Annotated in this window: 13 protein-coding genes; 7 read left to right on the forward strand and 6 right to left on the reverse strand. The window is 36.7% G+C overall.

What is annotated here, in order from left to right; all coding sequences use genetic code 11:
* Nucleotides 1–98: 98 nt before the first annotated feature.
* Entirely contained in the window at nucleotides 99–1,547 is a 1,449-nt protein-coding gene (locus IPI65_20875; GenBank protein MBK7443885.1) for a peptidase M17, read from the forward strand.
* A gap of 7 nt (nucleotides 1,548–1,554) precedes the next feature.
* On the opposite strand, the gene IPI65_20880 is transcribed toward IPI65_20875, so the two are convergent.
* Genes IPI65_20880 through IPI65_20890 form a run of 3 tightly spaced genes read right to left on the reverse strand, consistent with a single transcriptional unit; the run spans nucleotide 1,555 to nucleotide 3,850 of the window.
* The gene (locus IPI65_20880) at nucleotides 1,555–2,148 is read right to left on the reverse strand and encodes an outer membrane beta-barrel protein (protein ID MBK7443886.1); all 594 of its coding nucleotides are present in this window, start codon (nucleotides 2,146–2,148) and stop codon (nucleotides 1,555–1,557) included.
* Between the two features lie 30 nt (nucleotides 2,149–2,178).
* Complete coding sequence (udk, locus tag IPI65_20885) at nucleotides 2,179–2,796, reverse strand: uridine kinase (protein MBK7443887.1); 618 nt, start codon at nucleotides 2,794–2,796, stop codon at nucleotides 2,179–2,181.
* Nucleotides 2,797–2,800: 4 nt separating this feature from the next.
* A complete protein-coding gene (locus IPI65_20890) occupies nucleotides 2,801–3,850 on the reverse strand; it encodes an alkane 1-monooxygenase (GenBank protein ID MBK7443888.1) in 1,050 nt (349 codons plus the stop codon).
* Nucleotides 3,851–3,993: 143 nt separating this feature from the next.
* Here IPI65_20890 and IPI65_20895 point away from each other — a divergent pair, with 143 nt between their 5' ends.
* The 6 genes from IPI65_20895 to IPI65_20920 all read left to right on the forward strand — a co-directional run bounded on the left by IPI65_20895 (nucleotide 3,994) and on the right by IPI65_20920 (nucleotide 10,914).
* Nucleotides 3,994–4,614: a thioredoxin family protein gene (locus tag IPI65_20895; GenBank protein ID MBK7443889.1), complete on the forward strand. Its 621-nt coding sequence runs from the start codon at nucleotides 3,994–3,996 to the stop codon at nucleotides 4,612–4,614.
* Nucleotides 4,614–5,357 (forward strand): rhomboid family intramembrane serine protease, encoded by a 744-nt coding sequence (locus tag IPI65_20900; protein MBK7443890.1) that lies wholly within the window; start codon nucleotides 4,614–4,616, stop codon nucleotides 5,355–5,357. Before IPI65_20895 ends, IPI65_20900 begins: the two co-directional genes overlap by 1 nt.
* Nucleotides 5,354–6,037: a tRNA (5-methylaminomethyl-2-thiouridine)(34)-methyltransferase MnmD gene (gene mnmD / locus IPI65_20905; GenBank protein MBK7443891.1), complete on the forward strand. Its 684-nt coding sequence runs from the start codon at nucleotides 5,354–5,356 to the stop codon at nucleotides 6,035–6,037. Before IPI65_20900 ends, mnmD begins: the two co-directional genes overlap by 4 nt.
* Complete coding sequence (locus IPI65_20910; GenBank protein ID MBK7443892.1) at nucleotides 6,034–7,068, forward strand: FAD-binding oxidoreductase; 1,035 nt, start codon at nucleotides 6,034–6,036, stop codon at nucleotides 7,066–7,068. Before mnmD ends, IPI65_20910 begins: the two co-directional genes overlap by 4 nt.
* Before the next feature lie 70 nt (nucleotides 7,069–7,138).
* The gene (locus tag IPI65_20915; protein MBK7443893.1) at nucleotides 7,139–9,562 is read left to right on the forward strand and encodes a hypothetical protein; all 2,424 of its coding nucleotides are present in this window, start codon (nucleotides 7,139–7,141) and stop codon (nucleotides 9,560–9,562) included.
* A gap of 365 nt (nucleotides 9,563–9,927) precedes the next feature.
* Complete coding sequence (locus tag IPI65_20920; GenBank protein ID MBK7443894.1) at nucleotides 9,928–10,914, forward strand: hypothetical protein; 987 nt, start codon at nucleotides 9,928–9,930, stop codon at nucleotides 10,912–10,914.
* 96 nt (nucleotides 10,915–11,010) lie between these two features.
* Here IPI65_20920 and IPI65_20925 read toward each other — a convergent pair whose 3' ends face one another.
* The 3 genes from IPI65_20925 to IPI65_20935 all read right to left on the reverse strand — a co-directional run bounded on the left by IPI65_20925 (nucleotide 11,011) and on the right by IPI65_20935 (nucleotide 14,204).
* On the reverse strand, nucleotides 11,011–12,171 hold the full coding sequence (locus IPI65_20925) for a hypothetical protein (GenBank protein ID MBK7443895.1): 1,161 nt from the start codon (nucleotides 12,169–12,171) through the stop codon (nucleotides 11,011–11,013).
* Between the two features lie 81 nt (nucleotides 12,172–12,252).
* Nucleotides 12,253–12,789 carry a hypothetical protein gene (locus IPI65_20930; GenBank protein ID MBK7443896.1) on the reverse strand — a complete coding sequence of 179 codons (537 nt, stop codon included), beginning with the start codon at nucleotides 12,787–12,789 and terminating at the stop codon, nucleotides 12,253–12,255.
* Nucleotides 12,790–12,812: 23 nt separating this feature from the next.
* Nucleotides 12,813–14,204 carry a vanadium-dependent haloperoxidase gene (locus IPI65_20935; GenBank protein ID MBK7443897.1) on the reverse strand — a complete coding sequence of 464 codons (1,392 nt, stop codon included), beginning with the start codon at nucleotides 14,202–14,204 and terminating at the stop codon, nucleotides 12,813–12,815.
* Between the last annotated feature and the right edge of the window lie 59 nt (nucleotides 14,205–14,263).

Genomic DNA, 14,263 nt, shown 5'->3' on the forward strand with positions numbered 1-14,263 from the left:
CTACTTTTACCTTGTCACATTATCCCAAATAAATTACAGATTTCAGGGCCAAATGGCGTAAATTTGCCTTTTTTACACAACTATACTCCAGGTAAGAGATGACAATAACATTAGCGGTGACAGAGGTAAGCAAGGCTTCATTTATCACAATTTTGGTGAAAAATCAAAATGACCTTGGGCACGAATTACTTGTTCCTTATCAAAAAATTCTATCTCAAAAAATTGGCGATAAAGACAATGGCGTAACGGTATTTTATGAATCCGGACGTGTTATTACTGTTGTTGTTTTGCGTGAAAATACAACCGGAGACTTAGGTGTTATGATGGAAGAAGCCCGCATTAAGGGTGGACATATCTGCAAACGTATTAACTACGAAAAAAGTAGTCAGGTTGTTATTTTACGTTCAGGTGATTCGGTAAGTAAAGAAGAGATGTTGTCGTTCACAGAAGGCGTTGCTTTAGCAAATTATCAGTTCATTAAATATAAGAGCGATAAAAAGTTTAACGCGCTTACCAATATTACGGTTTTAGATAAAGAAATTACTGCAAATGAAATTGCAGAATTAGAAATTGTAGTTGAAGCAAATAAAATAGCACGTGATTTAGGTAATGAACCGGTTGTATCGCTTAATTCTGTTCAATTAGGTGAGGCCGTATTGGAAATGAGTCACAATATTGGGTTTAAAGCCGAAATTTTAAACAAAACACAAATTGAAGCATTGCGCATGGGCGGATTACTTGGTGTAAATGCCGGTAGTTCTGTACCTCCTACTTTTTCAATTTTGGAATATAAACCTGAAGGTGCTAAAAATTTAAAACCGCTCGTTTTCATTGGAAAAGGTGTTACTTACGATACAGGTGGTTATAGTATTAAAACAGGACCGGGCATGCCGGGCATGAAAATGGATATGTGCGGAGCGGCTGCTGTTATCGGTGCTTTTTATGCTATCGTAAAAAATAAATTACCTATTTATTGTGTCGGATTAATTCCATCAACTGACAATCGGATTAATTCTGATGCACTGGTACCTGATGATATCATTACCATGCATAGTGGAGCAACTGTTGAAGTATTAAATACCGATGCTGAAGGTCGTTTAATTTTGGGTGATGCATTAAGTTATGCTAAAAAATATCAGCCCGAATTAGTAATTGATTTAGCCACATTAACAGGGGCTGCTGCAGCAATTACGGGCGCATTAGGCTCAGCAATGATGGGCACAGATACAAAATATCGCAGCGAATTAATTAATTGCGGTGCAATTACATTCGAACGGTTATGGGAAATTCCATATTGGAAAGAATATGCTGATATGCTGAAAAGTGATATTGCCGATTTAAAAAATATAGGTGGTGCCATTGGCGGAAGTGCAACAGCAGGTAAATTTCTTGAACATTTTACGGATTACCCGTGGTTACATCTCGACATAGCAGGGCCTGCCATCTTAAAAGATGATGAACCTTATAAATTAAAAGGAGCCAGTGGTGTTGGTGTACGATTATTGTATGCTTTTGCAAAACAATTCGGCGGTATGCATGCCAATTAATAGTTAATTAATCGTCATCGTTTTCATCATATTTAACACCTTTAGATTTACGCAATAATTTATCGCGTTCAGCTTTATTTAATAAATTAAATACAACCCCGCCTTCTGCTAAAAACCGGTTGGTATAACTATCATCAGGGTTGATATAAGCCTGATACATAAAGTTTACCTCAAAGCCGATTCTTCTTGTAAAAAAATAAGATACACCCGGGCCAAACGATACACTTGAATGATCGGTAATTGTTTTTGGGTCTGCAAAAACTGTTGTGCGATCAACTCCAAATTCCACATTACCAATTAAAAACCAATGCGGATTTAAGGTATAAAAATATTTAAACTGTGGTGTGAATTTCATTGCAGAAGTAAAATTGGTATCCAGTGTCATGATGTAGTTCATTTGGAACCCCAACATTATTTCATCCGTTAAAAAATAACCCAAACGCGGTGTAACTTGTAATTTGTAAACCGTGTATTCGCCTTTGTCAGATTGACTGTAATTACCACCTCCCCCTGTTCGGAAAGTGCCCTTACCTGTCGGATACCTTTGTGCAAATAAACTCAGCGGGAAGATGAGTGCAAAAATGAGACTTGTTTTTTTCATGGTATTATGTGTTATATTAAAATATAAAAATTAGTCGGAATAAATTAATTGTTTTGCAATGTACTGACTCAGTAAATCTATGGCAACATGATTATCACCTCCCACCGGAACAATGATATCAGCAAATTTTTTTGAAGGTTCAATAAATTGTTCATGCATGGGGCGAACCGTATTTAAATATCGCGTCATTACCTGCTCCACATCCCGGCCACGTTCTTCCATGTCGCGTTTTACCACGCGCATTAAACGGTGATCGGCATCAGCATCAATAAATATTTTAATAGACATTAAATCACGTATCTCAGGTTGCGTCAAAATAAGAATTCCTTCTACAATCAACACCTTATTTGGTGCAATTTTTTTTGTTTCTGATGACCTTAAACAATTCAGCATACTGTAAACAGGTTGCTGAACAGGCGTTCCACTTTGAAGTGTTATAATATGATTACATAATAATTCCCATTCAATAGCATCAGGATGATCGTAATTCATCAATTTGCGCTCAGCTTCAGGTATGTTTGGATTATGTTTGTAGTAGGCATCCTGAGATATCAGCGCAACCGAGTCGGGTGACAAGCTATTTACCAACCGGTTGACAAATGTTGTTTTTCCGGAACCTGAACCACCACCTATGCCTATTACAATCATTGGATTATTGTTGTTGAATTTTAGAAATCATTGGATTCATAATTTTGAAATATACCGGCGGAATTAATGCTAATAAAATCATTGCAGGATAACCGGCCGGCAACTGAGGTGCTTCATCACTGTGTCGCAAAATTTGATATTTACGAGATGCCGAATAATGATGGTCAGAGTGCCGCGTTAATTCATATAATACCACCCTTCCAATTACATGATCAGAGTTCCAACTATGCCAGGGTTGCACACGCTCATACATATTGTTGGCGGTTTTATTTCTTCGCAATCCGTAGTGTTCAATGTAATTTACAGCTTCCAATAATAAAATACCAACAAACGCTGCAGGAATAAAACAAATTAACGCCTTTAAATTAAAAATGAAAAATATAAGTATTAAAAATAAAATTTGTACAAATTGAAAAATCAGCATTTCATTTTGCAAACTAAAAAAAGATTTTTTATCCTGATGTAATTCCTTTAGCTGTATTTCCCATGCAGAACGCATTGTACCGAATATGGTGCGGAAATAAAATAAATAAAGAGGTTCGTTTAACCTAGCTGAAGAAGGATCCGCTTCGGTAGAAACATTTTTATGATGACCTTTATTATGCTCAATAATAAAATGCATATATAGCGAGGTAAGTAATAACATTTTAGCTAAAAATTGCGCAGATTTCGCCTTGCGGTGTCCAAGTTCGTGTGCAACATTAATACCTATAACACCACAGCAAGTGCCCATACTTAAAATTAATCCTGCAATTTCATATCCTGCAAGCTGAACATTAGTAATTGTATATAGAAAGTAACTTAAAATACCATATTGCACAGGCACGTGTAAGTATAAAATCCAGTCATATATTTTATCATTTTTTGCCAACTCCTCTTCAACAACACTTAAGTTCTTTTTATTTACCGGAATTATTAATTCAATAAAAGGTAAAAATCCAAATGCAAATACCGGTGTCAAAAATGAATATGGTCCATGTAGATAAATCGACAAAAAAGCCGTTAAGGGAATACTATAACCCGCAAGGTATTTAAAGACTTTAGACGGCTGCATCTCCCAAAAATAAGGAGTTTTTTGATTTAGTTAAGTACTTAATCCCCTGCCCGGTAATTTTTATCAGATTGGGTGATAATTATCACTGTGTAATAACAGAACTATTGCAACCTTTGACATGTTAATTCACTAATACTATTGATATGACCATTAATCATTTGCTTACAGATGCTGTTTTACAGCACGCGGAGGAACATGCATTGAGTTTTACAGCTTTTTACAATCTTACAGCCGAAATGGTTGCAGATAACAATACTACTGGTCCGGTAAAAAGTGAGGAAAGGATTCAGGCAACTAAACTCAATTTACAACGCCTAAACCGATTAAACAAAACGGTTCAGTTACTGCCAATATGGAATGATGTAGATACTAGCCTGATTGCTAATTTTGAGTGGATGCTGATTACAGAAACCTGGTGTGGCGACGGCGCCCAAATAGCACCTGTAATTCATAAAATTGCCGAAAAACTGCAAATACCCCTAAAACTGGTATTACGCGATGAAAATATCGAATTAATTGACAGATACTTGTTCAGAGGTACACGGTCAATTCCCAAATTAATATGTCTGGACGCCAATACAGGCGAAGAATTAGGCAGTTGGGGTCCTCGTCCGGCTGAAGCACAAAAAATTGTAGACGATGCCAAATTGAATAATATACCACACGACGACTATGTACTTGCCCTTCAAAATTGGTATAACCAGAATAAAACAGTTAGTTTGCAAAACGAACTATTTTCGTTTGTAAACGATTGTTTGAGGTAATGGCACTTTTTTCGTACGTAAACATCAATTCGAGAAACAATCAGCCCCGACTGGAGCCTGATGAGGAAAAACGATTACTTTTTGTAAGCATTTTTGTTCCTGCTGTTTTAGTAGCCCTAATGTGGATAGTAAAATTGTTTGAAGTTGTTACTGAAATCGACTTGGCGACCTACGGTGTTTTGCCTAAACATATTTCCGGATTAAAAGGTATTTTATTTTCACCTTTTATTCACGGCGACTGGCAACATTTATTATCCAATACTTTTCCGTTTATGATTTTAGGATTTTTAATGTTGTTTAATTATCGTAAAGTCGCTTACAAAGCATTTTTATTTATTTATTTAGGTGGCGGATTATTATTATGGGCTACAGGTCGTGAAAATTATCATATCGGTGCAAGCGGAATAGTTTACGGTATGGCATTTTTTTTATTTTTTAGTGGTGTATTTCGAAAAAATATTCAGGCAATTGCCCTTTCGTTATTTATTGTTTTTTTATATGGCAGTATTGTTTGGGGTGTTTTACCGATGGACCTCACCATCTCCTGGGAAGGCCACCTAATGGGGGCTTTATGCGGAAGTATCAGCGCATTTTATTTTAGAAAAGTAGATTTGCCCGAACCGATTATTTTGGAAGATGATGAAGATGATGACGACAATGAAGATGCTGAAACTGCGTTTAATGCATTAGCCGGACCGGAATTTAAATATGATTATATTACCAATCGCGATCAATTAAAATGAAACGCGAAATAATAATAACCGGTGATGGTTCACCCACCATTTTTGTTCCCGAACTGGATGAACATTATCATTCCATACATGGCGCTTTTAATGAATCAATGCATGTATTTATTCATGCGGGATTAGCTTATCGCCTGGAACAAAAAAAATCAATACATGTGTTGGAAATTGGTTTGGGAACCGGAAGTAATTTCTTACTGACGCTGGATTTTATTCAGTCACTTCCTGTTCAGGTAACCTACGATGCGCTTGAACCATTTCCCATCACCAATGAAATAATAACCACATTAGGTGGCAGTATAACAGCGTTTAAATGTTCGAAGGAAACCTTTGAACAAATACACAAGGCGGAAGCCGGTAAACCGGTAACCTTAAGCACCAAATTAAGTTTTACCAGATTACAGGAAACCCTGCAAAACGTTCAACTCAATAAACATTACGACCTTATCTATTTCGACGCTTTTGGACCACGTGCACAGCCGGAAATGTGGGAGGCAGCTAATTTTGACAAGCTCTTTCAATATATGGAACCCGGTGGCGTTTTAGTAACTTATTGTGCTAAAGGCTCAGTGCGAAGAACCTTACAGGAAATTGGCTTTATGGTCGAAAAATTGCCCGGCCCGCCCGGAAAACGTGAAATGTTACGCGCTACGAAACTTCCTGTTAATTTTGTGTTGTGATTGATTTTCTAATTGTTGGCGGCGGAATTGCCGGAATAAATTTTGCCTGGCAGGCAGAAAAGCAGCAACATTCCTATCATTTAATAGACCCGTTTTTATTTAACAGTTCAACTGCTGTCGCAGCCGGTTTAATTAATCCGGTAACAGGTAGAAAATTTGCCACGCAATGGAATATGGAAACATTAATTCCCCTCGCTGAACAAACATATGCTGAATTGGAAAATTTTACCGGTACGAAATTCTTTTACCGACATCCAATTATTAAAATTCATAAAAATGAATCCATAGTTGAAGAATGGATTAAAATTCAATCATCAACCAGCATTTCACCTTATATTAATGTTTCACCTAACCTGTCAAAATACGCACGGTATCTGGATTTCCGCTATGGTGCCATTGGCGTTTCACCGGGATTTCGTTTGAATACCGCCGAATTAATTACGGCATTTAAAAACCGCGTTGCAGAAAAAATAATTAATGGAAATTTTGATTATAATGCATTAAAAATAAGTGCAAACAATTTTATTTATAATAACCAGTTATATAAAAATATCGTTTTTTGTGAAGGTGTTGCTACACAACAAAATCCATGGTTTAATTTTATTGCATTTAAACCTGCAAAAGGTGAATGTTTAATAATTGAAATTCCCAATTTTGAAACAAATGAAATCATAATTAAAGGAATAATTTTAATCCCTTTAGGTAACAATAAATTTTGGGTCGGTGCTACTAATACCTGGAACGATTTATCGAATACACCAACTGAAGCAGGAAGAACTGAATTAGAAACCGGCCTTCAACAATTACTTAAATTGCCCTATACCCTTTTAGCACACAAAGCTGCAGTCCGCCCCTCAATTCGCGACAGAACGCCTGTTGTTGGGCAACATCCTGAAATAGCGAATATGTATGTCCTGAACGGCCTGGGAACCAAGGGCACTTCGCTTGCGCCATATTATGCCAAACAGTTGTTTGAGCACATTATTAATGGTTCTGCCATAAACAAAGAAGTAGCCGTTAACAGATTTTAGTAAGACTTTAATCAATTACATTTTGAGTATAGGCAGCAGAGGTCTATTTTTACTGCTTAAAATTTTAAGGATGACAAAATTTGCGCTTAGTTTTCTACTCTTAGTATGTGTTACTTTTTCCTACAGTCAAACAAACGAACTAAATTGTTATCAGGCAGATAAAGATGCTGCCATACGTGAGCATAATGTTGATTTTATACGACTCGATTTAAATGTGCAGTTTACGCCCGAAGAGGGCAAACTTTCCGGTACTGCAAAATACCTTTTTCAGCCTATACAACCAAAAGTTGATTCTATTTTTTTAGATGGCCCCGGAATTGTTATTCAACAAATTCAGCTAGATAATAACAACACGCGTTTTAAAACCGATAGCGCAGGTACAACAGTATTTTTCAATCCTCCTTTATTACGCAATACACAACATCAATTAACTGTTGTTTATGATGCACAACCCAAAAAAGGAATTTATTTTGTGGGATGGAATTCATCGGTAACAGATAGTGAAACGGATCCTACCATCATCAGAAAACAAATTTGGACACAGGGCCAAGGCGTTGATAATCGTTTTTGGATTCCTTCGTATGATGGATTAAATGATAAACTGATAACCGCATTACATATTACATTTAACAATGCTTATACCGTAATTTCAAATGGTGAATTAAAAAATGTTACTGCAAATAATGATGGCACCAAAACATGGAATTATGAAATGCAACATCCGCATGCATTATACTTAACAATGATTGCCATCGGGAAATATGACTACCTGGATTACACATCTAAAAACGGAATTATTTCACGACAGTATTATTATCCGGGAACAAAAAAGATAGCTGAAGAAACATATCGTTATTCTGCTGAAATGATGGATTTTTTAGTTGAAGAAACCGGAACACCTTATCCATGGACGACCTATTCAAATGTACCTGTTCAGGAATTTTTATATGGTGCAATGGAAAATACAACCGCAACAATTTATTCCGATTTCTTTTATCAGGATGCCAGAACATTTCCTGATAAAAATTATGTAGATATTAATACGCACGAATTAACGCATCAGTGGTTTGGCGATTACGTTACTGCTTGGAGCGGTGCAAGCCACTGGTTGCAGGAAAGTTTTGCTACTTACTACAGTAAAAAATTCAGACAACGAATTAGCGGAGATGACTATTACAACTGGAAGCGCCGCGAAGAAATGAACACAGCATTTGATGCCGACTCAAAAAACGAATTGCCTGTAGGCCACAGCGGCTCAGGCTCTCCGCGGGTTTACCAAAAAGGAAGTATTGTATTGGATATGTTGCGTTATGTTGTAGGTGATGAAGCGTTTAAAATTGCAATACACGATTATCTTGCCCGCTACCCTTATCAAAATGTAGAGTCCAACGATTTCGAAATGCAATTTATGCGTTCACTGGGAATTAATGTGGAATGGTTTTTTGATGAATGGATTTACCGTGCAGGTTTTCCCATATTTGATGTGCGTTATAATAAATCAACAACCGCTACGATTATCACCATAAAACAAATTCAAAAAACTTCACAAACTGTTCATTTATTTAAAATGCCCGTACATATTCAGGTGCATTATTTAGATGGCAGTTTTGAAGATAAATTAGTTTGGATTAGCGAAGCAAATACCACTATTACATTTGAAAATCCGGATAAAAAGGAAGTAACATTTGTATTATTTGACCCTAATTCAATGGTGTATGCTAAAGTTGATTTTATTAAAGAATATACTGAATTAAAATACCAGGCATTTAATGCGCCGAATATGCTTGACCGTTATGATGCAATAGTTTTAATGCGCGACATTCCGATTGATAAAAAACGGGACGATTTAATTGCCTTATATAACAAAGAAAAATTTTATGGTATTAAAACAGAAATTATCACGCAATTATCAAATGACGATAACAAAGCAAGTATAGCAGTTTTAAAAACTGCACTTCACGATAACGATGCATTAGTGCGTAGATCAGTAATCTCTAATTTGCAAACACTTCCTAAAGCAATCGAAAAAGATGTTCCCGCAATGTTTGCAGATAGTAACTACACCAATGTTGAAATAGCATTAGTTAAACTCAGTAAAATAAATCCTGAAAAAACTAAAAAATATCTTGAATTAACTGCAAATCAAATTGGCAGCACAAATAATATTCTTATTGCATGGTTAGAGTTAGCAAACCGGGAAAATAAAAATCAGGAAATAAGCCCTCTAGTTGCCTTTGCCGGAAATGGATATGAATTCCGCACCAGAAATGCTGCATTTAATGCGCTGGTGAGTTTAAATTATTGCGATGAAACGGTAGTAGCTAACTTATTTAATGCATTAATTTCAGGTAATCACCGTTTATCAAATCCGGCGAGAAATGCACTAACTAAACTAAAAGAAACACCTGCTTATGCCGATATGATTCGGAAGTATTATAAGGCGCATTCCTGGACCGAATGGGAACAAAAACGGATTGGCACGATAAAGGACTAAATCCGTCCCCTCATCCAAATTTTATTGCCACCACCCTTTTACGGTGGGCTTTTTGCGATTTATTCACACTATGTCCACACGTTATCAACAGCTGCCAATAAAAATGTACACAACAAGTGGAAAACCAATGTACCCATTGCTTACTATTGGCTGAAACCCAATAAAATCAAGGGTTGACTTTTCTTGCCCCGCCTTGTACATGTATGTGGATACAAGAGTTGTACAACATAATTCATTAAGAATCAGTGAGTAGTGTGCATTAGATGATTTTTGTACGCTATAGATAAAAACGAAGTTTGTATAGGTCAGGTTTTAGTGTGAGGTAGTATGACACACTGAAAGTCAAAAACTGACCCGGTTCACGTATGAATGAAGAAAAGAAGTCTGAAAACAGAGGGAGAGGTCTGTACCTAATCCTCATCTTTCTGCTGCTTGGCTTAAATGGGTGGTTGTTTTTTAATGCCTTTAAAAACAAGGAAGCTCAGGAGCTGAGTGCTACGCAGATTGAAGAAGCAAAAATTCTTTACAGCAAGCTGGAAGTGCAGTATGCACAGGCAAAGCAACAATTAGATGACCAAATGGGTGATTTCACTCAAAAGGATAGTCTCATTGCAGTTTACCAGGCAGAGCTTGATTCGAAACGTAATGAAATTGCTACTTTACTTAAAACCTGTAATTTCTTTAACGGTGGCGTTACCACTAATCAGAAAAAACTGGATGAGGTAAAGGAAGAAGTTGTTTCGATGGAAGTGGATTGCTCCAGTTACAAAGCGCAGCTGGATGAATTAAATGCCAAATATCTTGCATTGCAGGAAGATTATGAAGAACTGCAAATCATGTATGAAAAAGAAGTTGCAAGATCAGAAGATTTAACCTTTTCAAAAGATTCTATTTTAGAAATCGGCGGATTTATTTCGAGTAAAGATATTTCCATAACCGGTGTGCGCAAAAAAGGCAATGGAAATGATTCTGAAGGACAAAATGCAAAACATACCGACCGATTAAAAATATGTTTCGACTTATTACCAAATAAATTATCGGCAGGAAAAAGCCAGACATTTTTTGTAAAAATTATTGGCCCAACCGGAAAAACATTATTTAATGATGATGAAGGTTCCGGCGAATTTGTAAATAAAGAAAAACCGGAAGATAATCTGTTTTCAAAAGCTGTTACCGTTAACTATGATGGTGGTGATGTTGAAAGCCATTGTTTATACTGGGAACAGGAAGAAGAATTTAAAGCCGGCACTTATACCGTAAAAGTATATCATAACGGGTATATGTCGTCACGCAGTACATTCACATTGAAAAAACCGGTAATGGAAGATTTAATGTCGCGCATTAAAGATTAATACTGCTAAACCCATACTACATTCATACACCACACAATTAATTTCTTTAGCCGTTAGATAATAATTAAACCGCGTTAACAAACGCGGTTTTTTTATTTATTGGTTTTCCTGGAAAGGATTTTTCACAAACTTCCCATCCCGTATTTCGAATTTTAGAAACAAACAATCGAGCGGACCGTTTTTCAATTTTATTTTAGCAGAAGGTTTTAATCCGATAAATTTTGCCGCTTCAGCATTGCTGCTAAATACCCAAGCTGTAAAGCCGGCGTATTTGCGCTTTAATACGTTGCCGATGGTTTGATAAAATTCAATGATATGCTCAGGCTGCAATCGTTCACCATAAGGTGGATTAATTATTAATGTGCCTTTTTCACGTGGTGGCTCCGCATCTTCAAACGCTCTGGTAAAAAATTTAATTGTATTTTCATCCATCGCATTATTAGCGTGTTTAATCGCCATTACAATATTGCGGGAAATAATATCTGAACCAATAATAGCTAATTTGTTATTTTGCACCTCCCCTGCTGCAGCAACCATTAACTGACGAAAAATGGATGCATCATAATCTTTCCATTTTTGAAATCCGTATGTTTTTCTTATTAATCCGGGAGCAATATGATTAGCAATTAATGCAGCTTCTATCGGAATAGTTCCGCTTCCACACATTGGATCATACAAAGTAGTTTTGGGATCCCAGCCACTTAATAAAATTAATCCCGCAGCTTGTACTTCACTCATTGGTGCAGCATGCGTTTCTGTTCTATAGCCCCGTTTATGCAACGATTCGCCGGAGCTGTCTAAAGCAATGCTTACTTCGTTTTCTTTAATCCGGATATTAAAACGATATGTTGGATTTAATTTATCTACGCTTGGTCGTTTGTCAAATTTATTTCTGAAATGATCCACCAATGCATCTTTCATTTTTAATGCGGCATAATTGCTATGCGTAAAGGTGGTTGAAAATACGGTGTTATCAATTGTAAATGTATCATCAACATCCATTACTTCACTCCAGTTAAATGCAAGTATTTTATCATACAGTTCCTGCACATCATCTGCCCTGAATTCAGTTAATGGCTTCAAAATTTTAATCGCAGTACGCAAATAAATATTAGCTGCATACAACATTGCAGTGTCGCCCGTAAATGAAACTGCACGTTTTAAAACTTCTACATCACCTGCCCCTAAATTTCGTAATTCGTCGGCCAGTACATCTTCTAAACCCTGTAGTGTTTTGGCAATATAAGTTTGACGCATAAAAATAAATTGAATACAAAGTAAAATAAAAGAGGCGTTGTTTTTATGACAACGCCTCTGTAAATATTGAAACGGGTTTAATTATTTTGCCGGAGCATAACAATTAAAGTCAACGTTTTTATCGAGCTGAGCAATAAAATTATTTAATAAACCTGCAAACAATACTTCAGCAGATTCAGTTTCAGCACCAATAGTATAACGTTCATACACAGGCGGGTCCATTCTTAAACAGCCCGGATGCGGTGAATATTTTACACGGCTCCAACGTAAATCTTTTTTGAAAATCATGGCTGCAACTTTGTCTGCACCGTCTTTCGACATTGTGATATCTACATAATAAGTCCAGTTCAGATTACGCATCAATACATCAAAACTCATCCAAGGTGTTTTCATTGCCTTGTCTTTGTATAAATGTAATTTATAGTTGATACGAGCACCTTCTGTGCTTACATATTCGAATTTATAGTATAAACCATTTCCGAGGTTGTTCACTGATTTTTCTACAACACCCTCATGGTTTGCCACTAAGTAGTCCTTCATAACTACCTGGCTGTTACCGTTAACATTTAATAATGTTACAAAGGCAACAAAAAATGCTATTTGATATATTTTTTTCATAGTATTCTTGTTAGGATATTAGGTTATTCAGGTTTTTTAGCTTCGCCTTTCGACTTTTTATCGCCGGCAGTTGTTTTAATATTTTCCAGGTAGTAGTTACCTACACATTTACCTTGCTCTAAACCATCGTTAATATCGCAATCGAAGTGGATACCACCATACATACGGCTATATGCAGCTTCTTGTGCAGCATCGTTGAATGATTTAAAACTTCTTGGTAAAAGACCAATCTCAACGTTTGAACTATCGATAAACGCAAGGTTATCGCCAATTCTTGATGTTAAAATGGTAGCAGCAGCGCCGCTGAATCCTGAGTGACCTGATGTATAACCTGCAAATGGAGGTGTTTCAACATAAGGCTCCCATTGAGGGTCGAAGTTTTCCTGAATAATTGTTTTAGGGCGAACCAGGTTAACACGATATTTAGTGTGCCAAACGGTAATACAAGCATCATTCATAGAAGTTGTAACCAATGCATATAATTCACATGCACGGTCAAGTTTCATGTTTTCAGACTGTACGAAGTTGCCTAAAATTTCCATCCAGTGGCCCGGAGGAGTTGAAGTTTCACTTGGATCATCAGCCCAATATTGAGCAATTGTTCTTTGTTCTTCAGTTAAAGTTTTATCTACATTCCAAACTTTTTTAGCTTGAATATATAATTCACTGGTACTATCACCTATGCCATTGTAAGCCGGAGCTTTATCAATATCACATTGTGCACCGTCTTTTACGAAAAATGTTTTGTGTGTTCCCCAAAATGGTTCAAGCGGAGTCTGGTTAAAATCAGTTGGTGTCCAGTAACCAGGATGACCTTCACGTGCAGGTGATTTATACTGCATGTATCGGGTATTTACATAATTGTCAGTTTCGCTCCATTCAAGAATAGCATCAGCTAATTCTTCACCGAAAGCTTTTGAGCGTTCCAACACTTCATCAGGAATACCGGCAGCTTTACGAGATTCAATTTGTTTGTCGTACAATTTGTTTAATGTACTTACCCCTGCAGGGAAATAACGCGCCAACATACCATCCTGAACCAAATACATGGTTTCAGTTACGCATGTTTGCCAGTCGTATACCTGACCCTTTTCAGGACGAGGTAAACCTTTTAAGTCAGCTAACTGACCTTCAAGCGTTAAATAATCAGGTGTTCCGGCAATTTGCGCTTCGTACATCCCTACGGCTATGTAAGAATACATACGTGCTGCATCAGGCGGTGATAAACGTTCGCTGCTAACAAAAGCAAAAAGGGCATCCCACCATTCAAGTAGGAATTTGGCATCAATTTCGCTTGATGGGGTTGAAGCATCACTGTATAAAGGGTTTGCTCCGCCTTTGGATGAGCCTCCGCATCCTGACGCAAAGAGAATAACGCCTGTAAGTAATACAACAGATAAGTGTTTGAATCTCATGACTCTAGTGATTTAAGTTAAGATTTTTTGGTTTAAAATAAACTTCGCAAAATTAATCA

Source organism: Bacteroidota bacterium, assembly GCA_016706255.1.
Classification (GTDB): Bacteria; Bacteroidota; Bacteroidia; order Chitinophagales; family BACL12; genus UBA7236.